Below are 19,548 nucleotides of genomic sequence, written 5' to 3'. Positions count from 1 at the left end.
ATGGAGATGACCGATAACATCATCGCACTTGTCAACGGGTCGGGCTATGCGGCCTCGGTCTGCGAACATGCGGCCTGGGCGTCGGTACTGACCGGCGCACCGGTGCAGCTGCTGCACGTCATGGGCCGCCGCGAGGCTGCCGGGCCGCAGGATCTGTCCGGCGCGATCCGGCTTGGCGCACGCAGCGCCCTGCTGGACGAACTGGCCACGCTGGACGCCCAACGCGCCCGCATCGCCAATGAGGCGGGTCGCGCATTGCTGGAAGACGCGCGCCAGCTGACCGAAGGCGCGGGTGCGACCGGCGTCACGACCCGACTGGAACAGGGCGACCTGATCGAGCGGACCGTCGGCCACGAAGCTCCCGATACCCGTCTGATCGTCATCGGCAAGCGCGGTGCCGCAGCCGATTTCGCCAAAGGGCATCTGGGGTCGAACCTCGAGCGCATCGTCCGCGCCGCGCATAAGCCGGTGCTGGTCGCATCGCGTGCCTTCAAGCCGATCCGGAAGGTGCTGGTCGCCTTCGACGGGGGCAGTTCGTCGTTGAAGGCTCTCCAGCACATGGCCTCCAGCCCGGTCTTCAAGGATCTGCAGATCGAGCTGGCGATGGCCGGCAACAGCGGTGAAAACGCGCGTGATACCTTGGATGAGGCCTTGCTCCGTCTGCGCGCCGCCGGTCTGCGTGCCGACGCCGTCGTCCTGCAGGGGTCGGCCGACACCGCCCTTGCCGAACGGATCGAGACCGGCGCGCATGATCTGCTGGTCATGGGTGCCTATGGTCACAGCCGCATCCGCAGCATGATCATCGGCTCTACCACGACGCAGATGCTGATCGCCTGCAAGCTGCCGGTGCTGCTGTTCCGTTAAGCGACCTATCTTGATGCTATGGCAATGCCGCACCCGTCACCGGGTGCGGCATTTTCATTTTCTGGCGCGGCCCCCGATCAGCCGATTGTCGCGCAGCCGCGTCCCTTGCGCTTGGATTCATACAGCACGGCATCGGCCATCTCCAGCAGGCGTTCGGGCGTTTCAAGGCGGTCGTGGCTCCAGATGACGACGCCGATGCTGGCCGAAACGCGCAGGTCGGTCAGCTGGGGCGGCGACAGTTCCTGAATATTGCCGATCAGACGCTCGGCCACATGACCGATGGCCACTGGACAGACCATGCCCCGCAGGATCAGCACGAATTCATCCCCGCCGATCCGGGCGGCGGTATCATCCTTGCGGACCAACCCCTGCAGGACCGAGCCCACATCGCGCAAAAGATCATCGCCCGCCTTATGTCCAAGCCGGTCATTGACCTGTTTGAAATGGTCCAAGTCCATGTGGATCAGCGCGAAAGGCGTCGGCGTTTCGCTCCGCTTGTCCGTGGACTGGCGCATGGCGATGCAAAGCGCCCCCTCCAATGCGCGACGGTTGCCCAAGCCGGTCAGGGGATCGGTCTGCGCCTGCAGCAGCGCGACCTCGCGCGCGGCCGAAAGCTGTTGATTGAAGCGCGACAGCTCGGTCAGGACGCCACGGTTGGCTTCTTGCAGGAACAGCAGCTCCATCGCCAGATCGCTTGGGGCAAAATCGGCGTCGGTCAGCTGCGCCTTGCGGATTGCGCGGGTCAGCCCGATGCCAAAGCCCAGATTCACCAGCATGTTTCCGTCAGACAGCCGTACGCCGTGGCCGCGCAGCACCAGATCGGTGATATGCTGGACGCGCAGGAACAGGCGGATGCCCCGATCGACCGCATTGCGGATAGCGTCTATCGCCTCGGCTCCCTGACCGGCGCGACCGCTGATCAGGCTGCCGTGCAGACCGCTGCGAAGGCCCGGGACCAGCTTCAGCAGCGTTGGTCCGATGGACAGCACTGTCCCGCGATCGTTCAGGACCATGTGCATCGGCATTAGCTGGGACAGGGCTTCGATAGGAAGATGTGCAACCGCGTTCTTCATGCCTGGCTCACCTCTGCTGCGCCGTATTGGATCGAGAAGAGCCTGCCTTCGGCGAATTGTTCGTCCCAGACCTCGATTCGAATGGCCCCATCTTCGACTGAGATCAGGCACAGCGCGCCATAATCGTCCGCCATCCCGCGGATCACGCCCGCCAGCACCGATTGCCATGTTTGTTCGGGGTCCAGCATGACCACCCAAAAGGCATGATCCTTGGCATCGACCTGCAGGCGCGGAACCTTCAGGCTGGGCAGGACCAGTTGCGCCCTGCCCGGCAGTTCTTCCAGACGCAGCAGGAAATCCTTGAAGTCGCGCCCCGAAAACCGCAGCAGTCGTCGAACCGGTTCGATCCGGGTCATCCATGCGCCCAGATCCTCCAACATCTCGCTGTGGGGTTTGCCCATGCGGAATGCCGCGCGCTGCAAGGATTCGGCCCCGAAACCCGCGCCCAAGGGCGCCACCGAGCCGCGTGCGACCCCCGCTTCCTCGGCGACGGCATCCACAAGCGCGTCGCCATATGTCGATCTGAGAAACTCTTCGATCCCGCGATTTATCAGTGAATTCATGCCGCACCTCGATTCGGATCGACGTTAGCAATCAGGGGTGAATAAATCGCAAACGGATCAGTCCGCTTCCCACCCATAGCTGCCGGGTCCGGAAAGCGCCGTCCGGGCTGCCATCACGTCCTGCGGACGCAGCTGAAGGGCCTGGGCAAAGTCGTGGATGCGGTCGTCGCTTTCCACCACGAAGTCCAACAGGAAGACAGCAATGTCGGGCCGACGCGAGATCTGGCGCAGGTCGTCGGGTTCAAGACCGCTTGCGCCCATGAAATGCGACAGTTCCTCGGGGCGCTCGGCCATGGCCAGCAGGATTTCGGTCGCCAGTTCGTGGGCCTGTTCGGGGGTATATGCCATGCGATTTTATCCTTATGTCGAAAATGTCGGTGCCGCGCTCAAATTGAAACAATTTATTAAACATTTGAGGCGAAATTGATGTTCTGATGTCGAGACTTGCTGGATGGTTAGATGACGGCTCGTATCCTTGTCGTAGATGCCGTGGCAACCGCCCGCATCACATTGAAGGTCCGGCTAGCGTCGGTCTGCTATGACGTCGCGGCTGCAAGCAGCACCGCCGAGGTTTTTGCAGCCGTTGAAAATGCCCGGCCCGGGTTGATTATTCTGGGCGGCGACCCCGAAGATACCGCCATGGTCGAGGCTTGCCGCACTCTGACCACCGATCCGCGTACCGCCGACATTCCCGTGTTGATGCTGGTTCAGGGACCGCAGCGGTTGGCGGCATTGGAAGCCGGCGCGATCGCGGCGCTTTCTCCGCAGGTCGAGGACCAGATGCTGATGGCGCGTGTCCGTGGCATCCTGCGCGATGCCGAACCCGCCAACAGCCCCGAACTGGGCATGGCCGAGGCTGCGGCGACCTTTGTCCATGCCCGCAAGCCGCAGGTGGTGCTGATCGCCGATATGCCCGCCCGCGCGCAACGCTGGCGCCAGCTGCTGGCCGAGCGCATGGATTGCCGTTTCGATATCAAGGACCCTGATGAAGCTTTGGCCGCAGCGACCGCCGGGCGGAACGCGGATGTCTATCTGATCTCGGTCGATATCCGCAGTAATGGCGACGGCCTGCGCCTGTTGTCCGAACTGCGGTCGCGCCAGGGATCGCGGGATGCAGGCTTTGTCATCGCCATCGGCCCCGATGCCGAGGAGCTGGCGTCCTTTGCCTTGGACCTTGGCGCCAGCGATGTGGTGCCGCAGGATCTTGGCGGCCCCGAAGGCGCGGGCGCGGCTGCCGTGTCGTTGCAGATGCTATTGTCGCGCAAGACCCGTGGCGACGAACGCCGTGCCGAGGCGCAGCGCAACATGGTCTGGGCCATGACCGACCCGCTGACCGGGCTGTACAACAGGCGCTATGCCATCCCCAAGCTGTCGGCGATCACCCGCGATGCGTTGCTGGGCCATCAGGGCTTTGCGGTCTTCGTCATGGATCTGGACCATTTCAAGCGCGTCAACGACGGCTATGGCCACAGCGCGGGCGATGCCGTCCTGACCGAGATTGCCGCAAGGTTCCGCACGGCCCTTGGTCCGTCTGGACTGGCCGCCCGCATGGGTGGCGAGGAGTTTCTGGGCGTCATCCCCGATTGCACGCAGGACGAAGCCTGCGCCGTGGCCGAACGTCTGCGCCAATCCATCGCCCAACGTCCCGTCACCCTGCCCGTCATCACCGGCGGCGGCGAGATCGTGGTGACGGCCTCGATCGGGGTGGCGACGGTGGCGCCGATGCAATGCGATGGCTGGCCCGATCAGGTTGCTCGCATGACGCTGGAACGGGCCGATCAGGCGCTGTTGTCGGCCAAGGGATCGGGACGCAACCGCGTCATATGTTCGCGCCCCGACCGCGCCGCTTGACGACCACTTCCAAACCCTCGGGCAAATGCCTAGGTTCAGGGCACCGGACGATCCGTTCGGCCCCAAGCAGGAGCATCGGCATGTCCCAATCCGAAAGCCTCGCGTCCGACACGCTGGATCGCCCGACCAAGCCCGCCATGCTGCGCGGTGCCATGTGTCGCTGTCCCGCGTGTGGCGAGGGCAAGCTGTACAAGAGCTATCTGAAGGTCAACGACCACTGCCCGTCGTGCAACGAGGCGCTGCATCATCACCGCGCCGATGACGGTCCGGCCTATCTGACGATTCTGCTGGTGTCGCATATGGGCGCGCCCCTGTTGCTGGCGATCTTCGTGGCCTATCGCCCAAGCGCCATGACCCTACTGCTGTCCTTTGGCCTCGGGGCGATCGTGCTGTCGCTGCTTTTGCTGCCGGTCATCAAGGGTGGCATGGTCGGTTTCCAATGGGCGCGCCGGATGCACGGCTTCGACGCGTGACGACCGAAGCGCCGATCAGGGATGCGGCAACGGTAATTATCCTGCGCCGTGACGCCGGTGAAACCCGTGTCCTGATGGGGATGCGCGGTGCCAAGGCGGCCTTCATGCCGTCAAAGTTTGTCTTCCCCGGCGGCGCGGTGGATCTTGCCGATGCGGACGTACCGCTGGCCGCGCGGCTGCGCGACGACTGCCACCGCCGTTTGGTCGATCCGGACGGGCAGAACAGCCCGCATACCATCGCCGTAGCGGCGCTGCGCGAACTGGCCGAAGAGACTGGCCTGCTGATCGGTCAGGCCGGAAAATCCGCGCTGGCGGGCTATGCCGAGGCCGGGTTGATGCCGGATGCCTCGGCGCTGCGCTATCTGTTCCGTGCGATTACGCCGGCAGGCCGGCCCCGCCGCTTCGACGCGCATTTCTTCATCGCGGACGCCGCCCGGGTGCATGGCGACCCCGACGACTTCAGCCGCGCCTGCGACGAGCTTTCGCATCTGCATTGGGTTACCCTGTCCGAGGCCCGCAACCTTGACCTGCCCTTTATCACCGAGGTCGTGCTGGCCGAGCTGTCCCAGCTGATTGCAGGGCTGCCGCATGGCAGCCCCTTGCCGTGCCCCGCCTCGGTGCCGTTCTTCGACAACCGGACGACAACGCCAACATTCAGCCAGATCACCTGATCAGCGCCCTGTGAACACCGGACGGCGCTTTTCCAGAAATGCGGTGACACCTTCGACGAAATCAGCGCTGCGTCCCGCCTGGCCCTGCAGCTTGGCCTCCAGCGCCAGTTGGGCGTCCAGATCATTGCCAGTCGATGCGGCCACCGCCTGACGGACGGCCAGATAGGCGCCGGTCGGCCCGTCGGCCAGCGCACACGCCCGCGCGGCAACGACCTCGGCAAACTGGTCATCGGGAACTGACTGCCAGATCATGCCCCACTCCTGCGCCTGATCGGCGGTGACGGGTTCGGCAAACAGCATCATTCCCATGGCGCGCGCCGCCCCAACGCTGCGCGGGATGATCCATGTGCCGCCCGCATCCGGGATCAGCCCGATGCGCGTGAAGGCCTGAATGAAGCTTGCCCCTTGCGTCGCGATCACGACATCGGCCGCCAGCGCTAGGTTCGCCCCCGCGCCCGCCGCCGTGCCGTTCACCGCGGCGATCACTGGCACCGGACATTGCGTGATGGCCCGCAGCATCGGTTCGTATTCGTCACGCAGCGTGCCCTCCAGATCGGCCGCCGCGGCCTTGTCGGTCAGATCCTGACCCGAGCAGAACCCCCGCCCCGCACCCGTCAGCACCACGCAGCGCACCGAAGCATCAAGCGTCGTCAGCGCCTGCGTGATCTCCCGGCGCATCTGGCTGTTCAGGGCATTCATGACCGAGGGCCTGTTCAACGTCAGCGTCGCGACGCCATCCCGGATCTGGAATTCGATGGTCTGAAAGCTCATGTGCCCCTCCTGTTGGTGGGGGGATCATGCAGGATTGCAGGGCCGGGGAAAGCGCGACCCCGCGTCAGTCGCGCGCATCAGATTGCATGATGCGGTCCAGCCGCATGCGTTCATCTGCGGAAAGCTCCGGCACCTCAGGCGTGGCAATGTTGCGCGTCCGCAGGAAACGCAGCCCCAGCAGCAGCCCCAACAGCGCCATGAATGGCCCCGCCAGCCACAGGATCAGATTGCTGCCGGTGGCCCTCGGCTCGAACAGGACGAACTCGCCGAACCGGTTGACGACATTGTCCATCACCTGGTCATCCGTATCGCCCGCGACCAGCCGTTCGCGCACATAGAGCCGCAGATCGCGGCTGATGGCGGCATTAGAATCATCAATGTTTTCGCCCTGACACACCGGGCAGCGCAGCTTTTGCGACAGGCTGCGGGCACGTGTTTCAAGCGCCGGATCAGACAGTATCTCATCGGGCTGAACGGCCAGCACGGGCGAGGCGAGGGTCAGCAGGACGACCAGCAGCCGGACCGCGCCCCTCATTCCGCAGGCACCGCTTTGGCGGCGCGTGGCTTGGCGCTTCCGGCTGCAACGCGATAGCGACGGTCGGTCAGGCTGATCAGACCGCCCAAGGCCATCAGCAATGCGCCGCCCCAGATCCAGTTGGCGAAGGGCTTGATATAGGTGCGGACCGCCCATCCTCCGTCGGGCTGTTCGTCGCCGATGACGACATAGAGGTCGCGTAGGAAGCCGAAGTCGATGGCAGCCTCGGTCGTGGGCATGTTCTGGACCGGATAAACGCGTTTTTCCGGCTGCAGGATCGCAACAGTGCGACCATTCCGGCTGGCCTCGATCGTAGCCTGCTGGGCATAGAAGTTCGGGCCGTCATGGCGCTTGACCGAGGTCAGCAGCAGCTCATAATTCCCGACCTCGAAGGGCTGGCCGACCTGCGCCACGCGCACATCCTCGACCTGCCAAGCCTGAATCAACGCAACGGCGATGAAGGTCACCCCAAGCCCGCCATGGGCGATGGCCTTGCCCCAATCGGCGCGCGGCAGGCGCAGCAGACGCGACGGCCCCGATTTGCCCGTCCGCGACCACAATTCGGCCAAGGCACCGAAGATCAGCCACGACCCAAGCCCCGCCCCGATCACCGCTAGGGCCGAATGCCCGGTCGAGACTGCGAAGACCAGCAACATGACAGCGCAACTGAGCACAAGCGCCCCGCGCAGAGGACGCAGCGACCGGCCAAGCGTCGCGCGTTTCCACGGAACGATGGATCCGATGGGCAGCATGATGGCCAGAACGATCATGAAAGGTGTGAAGGCCTGATCGAAAAACGGCGGGCCGACCGACAGGACGCGGCCCCAGACCATTTCGGCCACCAGCGGCCAGATGGTGCCGACGAAGACGACGAAGGCTGAAACCGCCAGCAGCACGTTGTTCAGCACCAATGCCCCTTCGCGTGACACGGGCGCAAAGACGCCCTTGGCCGTCATCACCGACGCCCGCGCGGCGTAAAGCGTTAGCGCGCCACCGACGAAGAAGGCCAGGATCGCCAAAATGAAAACGCCGCGTTCAGGGTCGTTGGCAAAGCTGTGGACCGAGGTGATGACCCCCGAACGCACGATGAACGTCCCGATCAGCGAGAATCCGAAGGCCATGATCGCCAGCAGGATTGTCCAGCTTTTCAGCGCCTCGCGCTTTTCGACGACGATGGCGGAATGCACCAACGCGGCGGCCAGAAGCCACGGCATGAAGCTGGCATTCTCGACCGGATCCCAGAACCAGAAACCGCCCCAGCCCAATTCGTAATAGGCCCACCAGGACCCCATTGCGATGCCGATGGTCAGAAACACCCAAGCCGCCAACGTCCAAGGACGCACCCAACGCGCCCATGCGGCATCGACACGCCCCTCGATCAGGGCGGCGACGGCAAAGCTGAAGGCCATCGAAAGCCCGACATAGCCAAGATAGAGGAACGGCGGGTGGAACGCCAACCCGGGATCCTGCAGCAGCGGGTTCAGGTCCTGACCGTTGAACGGCGGGTTACCTAACCGCCAGAACGGGTTGGATGTGAAGATAATGAAGGCGTAGAAGGCCGCCCCGATAGCTGCCTGAACGCCCAGCACACGCGCCCGCAGGCTCGGCGGCAGGTTCCCCCCAAACAATGCCGCCGCCGCGCCGAACAGCGCCAGGATCGTCACCCACAGCAGCATCGACCCTTCGTGGTTCCCCCAGACACCGCTGACCTTGTAAAGCAGCGGCTTCGACGTATGGGAGTTCTCATAAACCAGCAGGACCGAAAAATCTGATGTGACGAAAGCGATGGTCAGCGCGCCAAAGCTGATCAGCATCAGGATCAGCTGGGCCAGCGCCGCAGGACGTGCGCTGTCCATCCAGCCGTGCCAGCCCTTGGCGGCCCCCACCATGGGCACCGTCATCTGGTAAATGGCGACCATGAAGGCCAGGATCAGTGAGAAATGGCCAAGTTCTGCAATCATCAGGGGGTATCCTTTGTTGATCGCAGCATAGGGGCGCGACGAAGAAGGGAAAAGTCCCCCCTTCGTCCCGACAGGTCAGTTTTATGTGTCGTCGCCGCGGCCTAATCGCGCACCGAGGCAACCCAGTCCCTCAGCGCGGCATTGTCGGCGAAATCACCCGAAGGCACGGTGACCAGCTGGGCGACGGTCGTGGTCTTTTCCTCGGCAGGCTGGCTGGGCCAGACCCGGTCGCGAAAATGATGCGCCTCTCGCGCGCCGAAGTAGAAACCGACAATGGCCCCCAGCAGCCACCACAGCGGTTCCGGGACCAACTGCAGCCCCTGCATGCGCAGACTGAAGCCGTCGGGATCGATCATCGAATAGATGAACAAGGCCATCGTTCCCAATGCCAGAAGCGGTCTGGGAACCCGGTTCAACCCGTTGACAAAGCTGTCGAACCATCCCCTTGGCGCCAGCGTGAACTCTTGCCCGTACTGGCTGATGGCACGGGCATAGGCCTCTTCGTCCAGTTCCATCCTGCGGGTGGCATTCTGGGTAAAGACTTCGGCCATGCCGGTGGCGGCGCTGCCAAGCGCGGTAACGGTCGGAGCGACGCCGATCAGGCGATCAATCATGCCCATTTTGCGGTCCTCTCATGATGTTCGGCCTGCGACAGGTGGTATTTGGGGGCGATGAACTCCTCTGCCCGGGTGATCCAGCCGCCCTTTCCGCCCGCATTCGTCCGCGCGTATTTACGGCTGGTGGGACGCTGATCGGCCAGATTGTAGTAATAATTGCGCCGCTCGATCCCATAGGCATCGTTGAAATGCAGCGGTGCGGCCTTGGCAGCCTGCGCAGCCGCCGCAATGGTCATCGGTCCCACCGCACCATCGGCCGTGGTGGCAAAGCCCATGCGCGTCACCAGCCGCTGCAGGATCTTGACCGCATTCGTGCCCGCGTTGACGTACATGTCAAAGACGCTGGCCTGCACAGGTTCGGGCAGTTCGGCCAGACGCGGCTTGCGGAAATAATGCTCGACAAAGATCTGCTCGGCCTGCGCGCGGGTCAGGGCGCGAACGTCGGTCGCGTTGACCCGGCCATCCTTGTTCAGGTCCAGCCCAAGCGACTTCATCGTACCAATGGTGACACCGAAATTCGTCGCTCCGCCGGGATCGTCGGGGTCGTTAACATACCCCCCTTCGCGCATGACGATCTGTTGTGCAATCTGTTCGACGCTTTGCATGACACCCCCGTTTCGGGCAGCAAGCTGATGCTGCCTCAGGCCGGGAAGGCTGCGTCTTTGTGGTTAACCTTCGATTAACCCGCCGTGCGTTGCAGGCTCAGCTTTCTGGTTCCTGATAGACGCCCGAAGCCTTCAATGTGTCAACGACCTCTTTGGGCATATAGGTTTCATCGTGCTTGGCCAGCAGTTCGCGCGCTTCGAACCGGCCCTGTCGGTACCAGCCCTTGGCGATGGTGCCCTGACCTTCGCTGAACAGATCCGGCTTGGGATCGTTGCCGACATAGCTGACGGGAATTTCGGCCAGACCGTCGGTGATGACGAAATCAAAGGCCACGCCCTCGCCCATCTGCATCGAGCCTTCCTTGACCAATCCGCCCAGCTGGAAGAATTCGTCAGGCTCGGGGGCCGCTTCGCTGACCTGCGTTGGCGACCGATAGAGGTTGATCCCGTCGCTGAAACCGTAGCCGATCAAAGCGACTGCAATCGTCAGCGCAACAGCGGCGGCCGCAATCACCTGGATGCGACGCTGTTTCTTCAGTGACTTCATGCCCGCCATCGTTTCCCTCCCCCGTCAGGCCGCTTCGAACTGGATCGATCGGCGCAGGAATTGCGTTGCTTTGCCCGACACACGCACCGGATCGCCGGTCGTCAGGAATTTCGACACCTGCCCCGGTCCGACAAATTCGGGCCTGCGCTGCAGATAATCGGCGAGGCTCTCGGCGACCAGCCCGGCCTGGCTGTAAACCTTGACGTGCTGACCCAATGCGGCCTGAAACGCGCCTTCCATCAGCGGGTAATGCGTGCAGCCAAGAATGGCTGCCTCGGGCGATGGCATGCGGCGCAGCAAGGCCTCGACATGGCTGTGAACCAGCGCCTCGGCCAGAATTTCGTCGCCCATTTCAATGGCATCGACGACACCGCCACAGGGCTGCGCCTCGACATCGACACCGACGGCGCGGAAGGCCAGTTCACGCTGGAAGGCGCGGCTGGCGACCGTGGCAGGGGTGGCGAACAGTGCGACATTGTTCACTGCGACGCGACGGGGCGGCGAATTGTCGCCCCAGCCACGTTCGGTCAGTGCCTCGATCATCGGGACAAAGACACCCAGCACACGCTTGTCCTTGGGCAGCCAGGTTTCCTGCATGCGCCGCAGGGCCGCTGCGCTGGCCGTGTTGCATGCCAGGATCACCAGATCGCAGCCTTCGTCCCACAGGCGTTCCACCGCCGCGCAGGTCAGCTGATAGATGTCGTCCGACGTCCGCACCCCGTAAGGCGCATGGGCATTGTCACCCAGATAGACCAACGGCAGATCCGGCAGACGCCCCGAGATCGCATGATGAACCGTCAGCCCGCCAAGCCCTGAATCGAAAACTCCGACCGCCATCGTCCGTCCCCTCGTATCGCGTGCCGCCCTTCATAGGGCGACACGTCGGGTTTGCAAACGGTCCAGTTCACTCGGCCGCTTCACGGAGTGGTGCGTGACCGTCGCGGAATTGCTGCAACAGCTCGGCCCGCCGCGCGGCTGCCAGATCAGCGGCCTTATCCTTGACCGGCCCATAGCCGCGAACCGACATCGGCAATTGCGCCAGTTCGATCGCGACAGGCATCGTGGTATCGGTGACGGCGGCAAAGACCTCGGCCATGTCGCGTTCGTATTCGCGGATCATGGCGCGTTCGCGTTTGCGTTCGGCCGAATAGCCGAAGGGATCCAGCGGCGTTCCGCGCAGCCCCTTCATCGCAGCCAGCACCTTGAAGGCCTTCAGCACCCAAGGCCCGAATTCGCGCTTTTTCGGACGACCGTTGGCATCCTTGCCGGTCAGCATCGGAGGCGCCAGATGCAGCGACAGCCTGACATCGCCATCCCACTTTTCCGCAACCTGCTGGGCCGCCGTCAGATGAAGCCGGGCGACTTCGTATTCATCCTTATACGCCAACAGCTTGTAATAGCTTTCTGCGACGACCTCACGCATCTGCGGCGGCGCTGCCTGGACCAGTTTGCCAAAGCGTTTGGCCAGCCGCTTGCCCTGATAGCCGATCAAGCGCTCCTCCCGCAGGGCGACCGGATCCGCGGGCAGAGTGGACACCGTCGCGGGCTTGCGGGCCTGGTCCGGGAAGGCCACGGCCCAACGCCCGATCTGGAACGCCCGCTGGTTTTCGGCGACCTTGGCCCCGTTCAGCTTGATCGCCTCCATGATCGTCTCCAGCTGCAGCGGGATCAGCCCGCGCTGCCAGCAGGCGCCCAGCACCAGCATGTTCGAATAGATCGAGTCGCCCAGCATCCGCAGCGCCAAATCGTTCGCATCGAAGAAGGCGACCTTGTCCTGCAGCCGCGCCTGGAGCGAGACCTTCAGCCGGTCCGAGGGTACCTGAAAATCACGGAAGCGGGTGAAATCACCGGTGATGATCTCGTGGTCGTTCACGACTGCGCCGGTGCGCCCCTGGGTCATCAGACCGATGGTCTTGGCACCTGCAGTGACGACCAGATCGCCGCCGATGATGCAATCGGCCTCGCCCACGGCGACGCGGATGGCACTGATGTCGCCGGGCTTTTCGGCAAGACGCAGATGGATATGCACGGCGCCGCCCTTCTGGGCCAGTCCCGCCATCTCCATCATGCCGGCACCCTTGCCGTCCATATGCGCGGCCTGCGCCAGAACCGCACCGACCGTCACGACGCCGGTCCCGCCAACGCCGGTGATGACGATGTTATGGGTGCCATCGATCTTGGGCAGTTCAGGCGTCGGCAGATCCGGCAGGTCGAAGGCCTGTGCCTTGGGCTTGCGCAACGACCCGCCACGCACCGACACGAAGCTTGGGCAGAACCCCTGAACGCAGCTGTAATCCTTGTTGCAGCTGGACTGGTCGATCTGGCGCTTGCGCCCCAGCTCGGTCTCCAAAGGCACGATCGACACGCAATTCGACTGGACCGAGCAATCGCCGCAGCCTTCGCAAACCTCGGGGTTGATCCAGATACGGCGATCGGGGTCGGGGAATTGACCCTTCTTGCGACGGCGACGTTTTTCGGCGGCGCAGGTCTGGATGTACAGGATGGCGCTGACACCCTTGCTGCCTTGGATACCACGCTGAACCTCGGGCATCTGGGCGCGTTCCTCGAAACGCAGACCCTTGGGGAACTGGTCGTGGTCCACATCCTCTTTTTCGTCATAGACGACCACGACCGGATCGACGCCCATCGCCACCAGTTCGCGCGCGATTTGCGATGCCGACAAACCGCCTTCGTTCGGCTGCCCGCCCGTCATGGCAACCGCGTCGTTATAGAGGATCTTATAGGTGATGTTCGTCCCCGCAGCCAGCGCTGCACGGATCGCCAAAATCCCCGAATGATTATAGGTTCCGTCGCCAAGATTTTGGAAAACATGATTTCTGGTGCTGAATGGCGCCTCACCGATCCAGTTCGCACCCTCGCCGCCCATATGGGTGAAACCCTCGGTGTCGCGACCCATCCACTGGACCATGTAATGACACCCGATCCCCGCATAGGCGCGGCTTCCTTCGGGCAGCTTGGTCGAGCTGTTGTGCGGACAGCCCGAACAGAACCACGGCGTGCGGGTGGCAATTTCGGGCGCGTTGTCGTTCCGACGAACTTCGGTCAGACGTGCAAGCCCGGCGCGAACCGCTTCGGTGCCGCGACCTTCCTCGATCAGAATGCCGCCGATCTTCTGGGCGATCATCACCGGGTCCAGCGCATAGCGGGTCGGAAACAGTTCTTCCTTGGTGCGGTCATGCTTCCAGCCGTGGACGCGGCGGCCATGGCGGTTGTCGAAGATGGCTTCTTTCAGCTGAACCTCGATCAGCTTTCGCTTTTCCTCGACGCAGACAACCAGTTCCAGATCCTCGGACCATTCCTGAATGGACTTCATGTCCATCGGCCAGGTCTGCCCTACCTTATAGGTGGTGATGCCAAGCCTGTCGGCCTCGGCCTCGTCGATGCCCAGTAACGACAGCGCATGCACCAGATCCAGCCAGTTCTTGCCCGCAGCGACAAAGCCGATCCGTGCGCCGGGCTTGCCCCAGACCTGACGGTCGATGCGGTTGGCGCGCGAAAATGCTTCGGCTGCCCACCGCTTGTGGTCGATCATCCGGGCCTCTTGTGCGACAGGCGTGTCGCCAAGGCGAATGTTCAGTCCGCCTTCGGGCATGGCAAAATCAGGGGTCACGAAGGTCAGGCGGTGCGGATCACCATCGACGACGGCCGTGGCTTCGACCGTGTCCTTCATCGTCTTCAGGCCAGCCCACACCCCCGCAAATCGCGACAGCGCGAACCCGTAAAGCCCATAGTCCATGATTTCCTGCACACCGGCCGGCGACAGAACCGGCATATAGGCGTCAATCATCGCCCAATCCGACTGATGCAGCACCGTCGAGCTTTCGCCCGTATGATCGTCCCCCATCGCCATGACGACCCCGCCATGGCGCGACGAACCGGCCATATTGGCGTGCTTCATCACGTCGCCCGTCCGGTCCACGCCGGGACCTTTCCCGTACCACAGCGCAAAGACGCCATCATGGCGCCCCTCTCCCCGCAGCTCTGCCTGCTGACTGCCCCAGATTGCCGTTGCGGCAAGGTCTTCGTTCAGACCCGGCTGGAACAGAACCTGCGCCTCGGCCAGCCGCTTTGATTCGCGCATCATCTGAAGGTCCACCGCCCCCAACGGCGACCCCCGATAGCCCGTGACCAACCCTGCCGTATCCAGTCCGGCAAGTTTGTCGCGTGCCGATTGCATCAGCATCAGACGCACCAATGCCTGCGTTCCATTCAGCAATACATGACGCTTTGATAAATCGAGGCGGTCCGCCAGCGAAAATTCCTGCTTGCTCATCCTGCCTATCCTCCAATGCCTGATGACCTTTCCGGCAGTATAGGTCAGAATTGCTGACCGACGAAGACAAAAAACTGTACGTGAGGTTACCTTGCAGGAATTCTACCTGCGGGTTAGGTCTGCAAAAAGCGCATGGCTGATATGGCAGGAATGTAACAACTATGGACTGGGACAAGCTCAGAATCTTTCACGCGGTCGCGGATGCGGGCAGCCTGACGCATGCGGGCGATGTTCTGCACCTGTCGCAATCCGCCGTCAGCCGTCAGATCCGCGCGCTGGAGGAAGGTCTGGGAACGACGCTGTTCCACCGTCACGCGCGCGGACTGATTCTGACCGAACAGGGCGAACTGCTGTTCGAGGCGACGTCATCCATGGCGCGCAAACTGGACAGCGCCTCGGCCCGCATCCGCGACAGCGAAGAAAACGTCTTCGGAGAGCTGAAAGTCACAACTGCCGTTGGTTTCGGCACGCTGTGGCTGGCACCGCGTCTGGTGAAGCTGTACGAGAAATACCCTGATCTTCGCATCGACCTGATGCTTGAAGAACGGGTTCTGGACCTACCCATGCGCGAAGCCGACGTGGCCATCCGCATGAAAGAACCCAGCCAGTCCGACCTTATCCGCCGCCGCCTGCTGAATATCCGCATGCGTCTTTACGCCAGCCCCGGCTACCTCGAAGCGCGGGGAATGCCGCAGTCATTGGCCGATCTGAGCGATCACCGGCTGATCTGTCAGAAGCCCGACGTTCCGCAGGTGACAGCCGGCGCGCGTCTGGTGCAGGATCTGATGGCCCAGAACGTCGGATCGACGCTGACCGTCAACAACTACTTCGGCGTGCTGCAGGCGGTTCTGGCCAATCTGGGCATCGGCGTGCTGCCCGATTATCTGACGGCCAGCCACCCCGATCTGGTGCGCGTCTTCCCCGACCACGAATCAAGCGAAGTCCCCGTGTTCCTGGCCTACCCCGAGGAACTGCGGCAGACCCGGCGCGTCGCCGTCTTCCGCGATTTTGTGCTGGAGGAAATTCAGGCCTATCGCCGCCACCAGAGCCAGGCCGGCATCGAATAGCCGATCTGCCTGCAAATTAAGCCCACCAAGCTTCGCAATCTGCTGAAACCGCGGGCAATCCAGCCCACGTCTTCAGCTATTCACAAACTGCATGGCCGCTATGCTGCAATTGCAGCATCAAAAGACTTGCAGAGTTCACATCATGCACATAAATCGGGCTCAGAAGGCGATGTTCAGCGTAATTGCTAATCACCTTCTACCTCCCTGTTGGACTTAGGCCGGGCCTTGTGCCCGGCTTTTTTTTGTTCCGGCGGGATCAATGCCACCCTTCCCATGACGGCGACAAGGTCCTAAAAGGCCCGTGATTTCATGCGCAGGAAGGGCCCAACCATGCAGGAACCGTCGATCACCCCGGAACTGATCGCCGCGCACGGGCTAAAGCCCGAAGAATATGACAGCATCCTGCAGATCATCGGGCGCGAACCGACCTTCACGGAACTGGGCATCTTCAGCGCGATGTGGAACGAACATTGTTCCTATAAGTCCTCCAAGAAATGGCTGCGCACCTTGCCGGTCGATGGCCCGCAGGTCATCTGCGGCCCGGGCGAAAACGCCGGCGTCGTCGATATCGGTGACGGACAGGCGGTCGTCTTCAAGATGGAAAGCCACAACCACCCCAGCTATATCGAGCCGCACCAAGGTGCCGCTACCGGTATCGGCGGCATCCTGCGCGACGTCTTCACCATGGGCGCGCGTCCCATTGCCGCCATGGACGCACTGTCCTTTGGCCGCCCCGAACATCCCAAGACCCCGCATCTTGTCAAGGGTGTGGTCGAAGGCATCGGTGCCTATGGAAACGCGTTCGGCGTCCCGAATGTCGGCGGCGAGGTGCGCTTCCACGCATCCTATGACGGCAACTGCCTCGTGAACGCCTTTGCGGCAGGCTTGGCCGATGCGGACAAGATCTTCTATTCCGCAGCATCAGGCATGGGCATGCCGGTCGTCTATCTTGGCGCCAAGACCGGCCGCGACGGCGTCGGTGGCGCCACCATGGCCAGCGCGGAATTCGACGACACCATCGAAGACAAGCGTCCGACCGTTCAGGTCGGCGATCCCTTCACCGAAAAATGCTTGCTGGAAGCCTGCCTGGAGCTGATGGCCTCGGGCAGCGTCATCTCCATTCAGGATATGGGCGCGGCCGGTTTGACCTGTTCCGCCGTGGAAATGGGCGACAAGGGCGGTCTGGGCATCAAGCTGGTACTGGACGACGTCCCGCAGCGCGAAACCAATATGACTGCGTACGAGATGATGCTGTCAGAATCCCAAGAACGGATGCTGATGGTGCTGAAGCCGGAAAAAGAGGCTGAAGCCCGCGCCATCTTCGAAAAATGGGATCTGGATTTTGCCATCGTCGGCGAGACCATCCCCGAAGACCGCTTCCTGATTGTCCACCGCGATACCGTCATGGCGGATATCCCGCTGTCCAAGCTGGCTTCCAGCGCGCCGGAATATGACCGCCCGTGGGTGGAAACCCCCGCAGCGGGTGACATGCCCGCCCTGCCCGCCATCACCCCGATCGACGGCCTGAAGGCGTTGATCGGCAGCCCGAACTATGCCCATAAGTCGTGGGTCTGGCAGCAATATGACACGCAGGTCGGCGCTGATACGATCCGTCGCCCTGGCATGGGCGCAGGCGTCGTGCGTGTGCATGGCACCCGCAAGGCGCTGGCCTTCACCAGCGACGTGACCCCGCGCTATGTCAAAGCCAATCCGTTCGAGGGTGGCAAGCAGGCCGTGGCCGAAGCCTATCGCAACCTGACCGCCGTGGGCGCCCTGCCCTTGGCCACCACCGACAACCTGAACTTCGGCAACCCCGAAAAGCCCGAGATCATGGGCCAGCTGGTCGGCGCAATCAAGGGCATCGGCGAAGCCTGCCGTGCGCTGGACTTTCCGATCGTGTCGGGCAACGTCTCGCTTTACAATGAAACCGACGGCAGCGGCATCATGCCGACCCCGACCATCGGTGGCGTCGGCCTGATCGCCGATCTGGACGATCTGATTGCAGGCCTACCCAATGATGGCGACGTGGCGCTGGTCATCGGCACGACCGCAGGCCATCTGGGGCAATCTGCCTTGGCAGCCGAGGCTTTCGGCATCGAAGCCGGCGACGCCCCCCATGTCGATCTGGCCGCCGAACGTCTGCATGGTGAATTCCTGCGGGCCAGTCGCGGTCTGTTCAGCTCGGCCACGGATCTGTCCGACGGTGGCTTGGCTTTGGCCGCGTTCGAAATGGCCGAGGCTGCCGGTCTGGGCGTGACGCTGGACAGCACCGACATCGCACAGCTGTTCGGCGAGGATCAGGCCCGCTATCTGGTCGCTTGCACCGCTGACAATGCCAAGGCGTTGGCGGACGCGGCGCAGCAGGCGGGCGTTCCGGTTGCGACCGTTGGTCAGTTCGGTGGTGATACCATCAAGTTGGGCGATGATGCATCGGCGCTGGCCGGACTTTCGTCGCTGTATCGCGGCGCGTTTGCCAAAGCCATCAAAGGCGACATGCCGGACCACGCATGACCGTTACGGCCCCTGCGGGATATGCCGCCATTATCACGGCGGCTGGCCGCGGCACCCGCGCGGGGCCGGGCGATCCCAAACAATGGCGCGAGATCGCTGGCCGCCCGGTCCTTGATCGGGCGCTTGCCGCCTTTGCAGGGTTTCCCCGCGTGGTTCTGGTTGTCCATCCCGACGATATGGGCGCGGCCATCGCGCGCTATGCAGGGCCTGTCACCATCGTAACTGGTGGCGACAGCCGATCCGCCAGCGTCCTCGCGGGCCTGCACGCGTTAGAGGGTCAGGCAACCCATGTTCTGATCCATGACGGCGCGCGGCCCTTGGTTGACGATGCGGTCATTCAGGGGGTCATCGATGCCCTGCAGGCCGGGTCTGTGGCTGCGGCGCCAGCGCTGCCCGTGTCGGATGCGCTGTGGCGCGCGGAAGGCAACCGCGTGGCGGGTGCGGCCCCCCGTGACAACCTGTTCCGCGCACAAACCCCGCAGGGCTTCTGTCTGGACGCCATTTTGGCCGCCCATCGCGCGCACCCCGAAGGGGCCGCCGACGATGTCGAACTTGCGCAGCGGGCCGGGCATCCGGTGGACATCACGCCGGGATCGGAAGACAATCTGAAAATCACGTATCCCGCAGATTTCGCGCGGGCCGAACGCATCCTTGGGGGTCGCATGGATATTCGCCTTGGCAATGGCTATGATGTTCACGCTTTTGGACCGGGCGACCATGTCTGGCTGTGCGGGATCAAGGTCGCGCATGAGGCGGGCCTGATCGGACATTCCGATGCCGATGTCGGCATGCACGCCCTGACCGATGCGATTTACGGCGCGCTGGCGATGGGCGATATCGGGCGGCACTTTCCGCCCTCGGACCCGCAATGGAAGGGTGCCGACAGCAGCATCTTTCTGGAACACGCCGCCAATCTGGCCCGCGAAGAAGGCTTTCGCTTCGGCAATGCCGACGTCACCCTGATCTGCGAGGCCCCGAAGATCGGCCCCCATGCCATTGCCATGCAGGACCGCCTTGCCGACATCATGGGGCTGGAGGCTGGGCGCATCAGCGTCAAGGCCACCACGTCCGAGCGTTTGGGCTTTACCGGACGGCGCGAAGGGATTGCTTCGATCGCAACCGTCACTCTGATCAAGGATTAGACC

At 63.1% G+C, this 19,548-nt stretch carries 18 protein-coding genes; 7 read left to right on the top strand and 11 right to left on the bottom strand.

Features of this window, described 5'->3' with window-relative positions:
* The first annotated feature begins 6 nt into the window (after positions 1–6).
* Positions 7–864: a universal stress protein gene (locus tag SJY40_RS05640; protein ID WP_378943675.1), complete on the top strand. Its 858-nt coding sequence runs from the start codon at positions 7–9 to the stop codon at positions 862–864.
* Between the two features lie 77 nt (positions 865–941).
* Here the strand turns inward: SJY40_RS05640 and SJY40_RS05635 are convergent, their stop codons facing one another.
* The 3 genes from SJY40_RS05635 to SJY40_RS05625 are packed head-to-tail and all read right to left on the bottom strand — an operon-like array spanning position 942 to position 2,848.
* Positions 942–1,877: a GGDEF domain-containing protein gene (locus tag SJY40_RS05635; RefSeq protein ID WP_378943673.1), complete on the bottom strand. Its 936-nt coding sequence runs from the start codon at positions 1,875–1,877 to the stop codon at positions 942–944.
* 56 nt (positions 1,878–1,933) lie between these two features.
* On the bottom strand, positions 1,934–2,500 hold the full coding sequence (locus SJY40_RS05630; RefSeq protein WP_378943671.1) for a heme NO-binding domain-containing protein: 567 nt from the start codon (positions 2,498–2,500) through the stop codon (positions 1,934–1,936).
* Positions 2,501–2,557: 57 nt separating this feature from the next.
* The gene (locus SJY40_RS05625; RefSeq protein WP_378943669.1) at positions 2,558–2,848 is read right to left on the bottom strand and encodes a DUF3572 domain-containing protein; all 291 of its coding nucleotides are present in this window, start codon (positions 2,846–2,848) and stop codon (positions 2,558–2,560) included.
* Positions 2,849–2,959: 111 nt separating this feature from the next.
* On the opposite strand from SJY40_RS05625, the gene SJY40_RS05620 reads away from it, so the two are divergent.
* The 3 genes from SJY40_RS05620 (at position 2,960) to SJY40_RS05610 (ending at position 5,495) form a co-directional block, all read left to right on the top strand.
* Entirely contained in the window at positions 2,960–4,351 is a 1,392-nt protein-coding gene (locus SJY40_RS05620; RefSeq protein ID WP_378943667.1) for a diguanylate cyclase, read from the top strand.
* 80 nt (positions 4,352–4,431) lie between these two features.
* On the top strand, positions 4,432–4,824 hold the full coding sequence (locus tag SJY40_RS05615; RefSeq protein WP_378943665.1) for a DUF983 domain-containing protein: 393 nt from the start codon (positions 4,432–4,434) through the stop codon (positions 4,822–4,824).
* Entirely contained in the window at positions 4,791–5,495 is a 705-nt protein-coding gene (locus SJY40_RS05610) for a DNA mismatch repair protein MutT (RefSeq protein ID WP_378943663.1), read from the top strand. The genes SJY40_RS05615 and SJY40_RS05610 overlap by 34 nt, the downstream gene beginning before the upstream one ends.
* Here the strand turns inward: SJY40_RS05610 and SJY40_RS05605 are convergent, their stop codons facing one another.
* From SJY40_RS05605 to SJY40_RS05570, 8 genes are all read right to left on the bottom strand, one after another.
* Positions 5,496–6,266: an enoyl-CoA hydratase-related protein gene (locus SJY40_RS05605; RefSeq protein WP_378943661.1), complete on the bottom strand. Its 771-nt coding sequence runs from the start codon at positions 6,264–6,266 to the stop codon at positions 5,496–5,498.
* A 64-nt stretch (positions 6,267–6,330) separates the two neighbouring features.
* Positions 6,331–6,801 carry a cytochrome c-type biogenesis protein gene (locus SJY40_RS05600; RefSeq protein WP_378943659.1) on the bottom strand — a complete coding sequence of 157 codons (471 nt, stop codon included), beginning with the start codon at positions 6,799–6,801 and terminating at the stop codon, positions 6,331–6,333.
* Complete coding sequence (locus SJY40_RS05595; protein ID WP_378943657.1) at positions 6,798–8,762, bottom strand: heme lyase CcmF/NrfE family subunit; 1,965 nt, start codon at positions 8,760–8,762, stop codon at positions 6,798–6,800. The genes SJY40_RS05600 and SJY40_RS05595 overlap by 4 nt, the downstream gene beginning before the upstream one ends.
* Before the next feature lie 101 nt (positions 8,763–8,863).
* Positions 8,864–9,382, bottom strand: a complete 519-nt coding sequence (locus SJY40_RS05590) for a holin family protein (RefSeq protein ID WP_378943655.1) — start codon at positions 9,380–9,382, stop codon at positions 8,864–8,866.
* Entirely contained in the window at positions 9,373–9,984 is a 612-nt protein-coding gene (locus tag SJY40_RS05585; protein WP_378943653.1) for a holin-associated N-acetylmuramidase, read from the bottom strand. Before SJY40_RS05585 ends, SJY40_RS05590 begins: the two co-directional genes overlap by 10 nt.
* A gap of 97 nt (positions 9,985–10,081) precedes the next feature.
* The gene (gene ccmE / locus SJY40_RS05580; protein WP_378943651.1) at positions 10,082–10,531 is read right to left on the bottom strand and encodes a cytochrome c maturation protein CcmE; all 450 of its coding nucleotides are present in this window, start codon (positions 10,529–10,531) and stop codon (positions 10,082–10,084) included.
* A 24-nt stretch (positions 10,532–10,555) separates the two neighbouring features.
* Entirely contained in the window at positions 10,556–11,368 is an 813-nt protein-coding gene (locus SJY40_RS05575; RefSeq protein ID WP_378943649.1) for a glutamate racemase, read from the bottom strand.
* 67 nt (positions 11,369–11,435) lie between these two features.
* Positions 11,436–14,825 carry an indolepyruvate ferredoxin oxidoreductase family protein gene (locus SJY40_RS05570; protein WP_378943647.1) on the bottom strand — a complete coding sequence of 1,130 codons (3,390 nt, stop codon included), beginning with the start codon at positions 14,823–14,825 and terminating at the stop codon, positions 11,436–11,438.
* 161 nt (positions 14,826–14,986) lie between these two features.
* On the opposite strand from SJY40_RS05570, the gene SJY40_RS05565 reads away from it, so the two are divergent.
* From SJY40_RS05565 to SJY40_RS05555, 3 genes are all read left to right on the top strand, one after another.
* Positions 14,987–15,892 carry a LysR family transcriptional regulator gene (locus SJY40_RS05565; protein ID WP_378943645.1) on the top strand — a complete coding sequence of 302 codons (906 nt, stop codon included), beginning with the start codon at positions 14,987–14,989 and terminating at the stop codon, positions 15,890–15,892.
* A 330-nt stretch (positions 15,893–16,222) separates the two neighbouring features.
* A complete protein-coding gene (gene purL, locus SJY40_RS05560) occupies positions 16,223–18,403 on the top strand; it encodes a phosphoribosylformylglycinamidine synthase subunit PurL (RefSeq protein WP_378943643.1) in 2,181 nt (726 codons plus the stop codon).
* A complete protein-coding gene (locus SJY40_RS05555) occupies positions 18,400–19,545 on the top strand; it encodes a bifunctional 2-C-methyl-D-erythritol 4-phosphate cytidylyltransferase/2-C-methyl-D-erythritol 2,4-cyclodiphosphate synthase (RefSeq protein ID WP_378943641.1) in 1,146 nt (381 codons plus the stop codon). The genes purL and SJY40_RS05555 overlap by 4 nt, the downstream gene beginning before the upstream one ends.
* The last annotated feature ends 3 nt before the right edge of the window (positions 19,546–19,548 follow it).

The sequence above is a fragment of the Paracoccus sp. R86501 genome (assembly GCF_042466435.1).
Taxonomy (GTDB): Bacteria; Pseudomonadota; Alphaproteobacteria; order Rhodobacterales; family Rhodobacteraceae; genus Paracoccus.
This window is presented reverse-complemented; position numbering and strand designations above follow the sequence as displayed.

Bases quoted from the DNA above. Each gene is read 5' to 3' on its own strand.
- SJY40_RS05630 (WP_378943671.1), bottom strand. From the start codon at position 2,500: ATGAATTCACTGATAAATCGCGGGATCGAAGAGTTTCTCAGATCGACA.
- SJY40_RS05625 (WP_378943669.1), bottom strand. From the start codon at position 2,848: ATGGCATATACCCCCGAACAGGCCCACGAACTGGCGACCGAAATCCTG.
- SJY40_RS05600 (WP_378943659.1), bottom strand. From the start codon at position 6,801: ATGAGGGGCGCGGTCCGGCTGCTGGTCGTCCTGCTGACCCTCGCCTCG.
- SJY40_RS05570 (WP_378943647.1), bottom strand. From the start codon at position 14,825: ATGAGCAAGCAGGAATTTTCGCTGGCGGACCGCCTCGATTTATCAAAG.
- SJY40_RS05595 (WP_378943657.1), bottom strand. From the start codon at position 8,762: ATGATTGCAGAACTTGGCCATTTCTCACTGATCCTGGCCTTCATGGTC.
- SJY40_RS05565 (WP_378943645.1), top strand. From the start codon at position 14,987: ATGGACTGGGACAAGCTCAGAATCTTTCACGCGGTCGCGGATGCGGGC.
- purL (WP_378943643.1), top strand. From the start codon at position 16,223: ATGCAGGAACCGTCGATCACCCCGGAACTGATCGCCGCGCACGGGCTA.
- SJY40_RS05605 (WP_378943661.1), bottom strand. From the start codon at position 6,266: ATGAGCTTTCAGACCATCGAATTCCAGATCCGGGATGGCGTCGCGACG.
- SJY40_RS05610 (WP_378943663.1), top strand. From the start codon at position 4,791: ATGGGCGCGCCGGATGCACGGCTTCGACGCGTGACGACCGAAGCGCCG.
- SJY40_RS05640 (WP_378943675.1), top strand. From the start codon at position 7: ATGACCGATAACATCATCGCACTTGTCAACGGGTCGGGCTATGCGGCC.
- ccmE (WP_378943651.1), bottom strand. From the start codon at position 10,531: ATGAAGTCACTGAAGAAACAGCGTCGCATCCAGGTGATTGCGGCCGCC.
- SJY40_RS05585 (WP_378943653.1), bottom strand. From the start codon at position 9,984: ATGCAAAGCGTCGAACAGATTGCACAACAGATCGTCATGCGCGAAGGG.
- SJY40_RS05615 (WP_378943665.1), top strand. From the start codon at position 4,432: ATGTCCCAATCCGAAAGCCTCGCGTCCGACACGCTGGATCGCCCGACC.
- SJY40_RS05555 (WP_378943641.1), top strand. From the start codon at position 18,400: ATGACCGTTACGGCCCCTGCGGGATATGCCGCCATTATCACGGCGGCT.
- SJY40_RS05575 (WP_378943649.1), bottom strand. From the start codon at position 11,368: ATGGCGGTCGGAGTTTTCGATTCAGGGCTTGGCGGGCTGACGGTTCAT.
- SJY40_RS05620 (WP_378943667.1), top strand. From the start codon at position 2,960: ATGACGGCTCGTATCCTTGTCGTAGATGCCGTGGCAACCGCCCGCATC.
- SJY40_RS05635 (WP_378943673.1), bottom strand. From the start codon at position 1,877: ATGGTCCTGAACGATCGCGGGACAGTGCTGTCCATCGGACCAACGCTG.
- SJY40_RS05590 (WP_378943655.1), bottom strand. From the start codon at position 9,382: ATGGGCATGATTGATCGCCTGATCGGCGTCGCTCCGACCGTTACCGCG.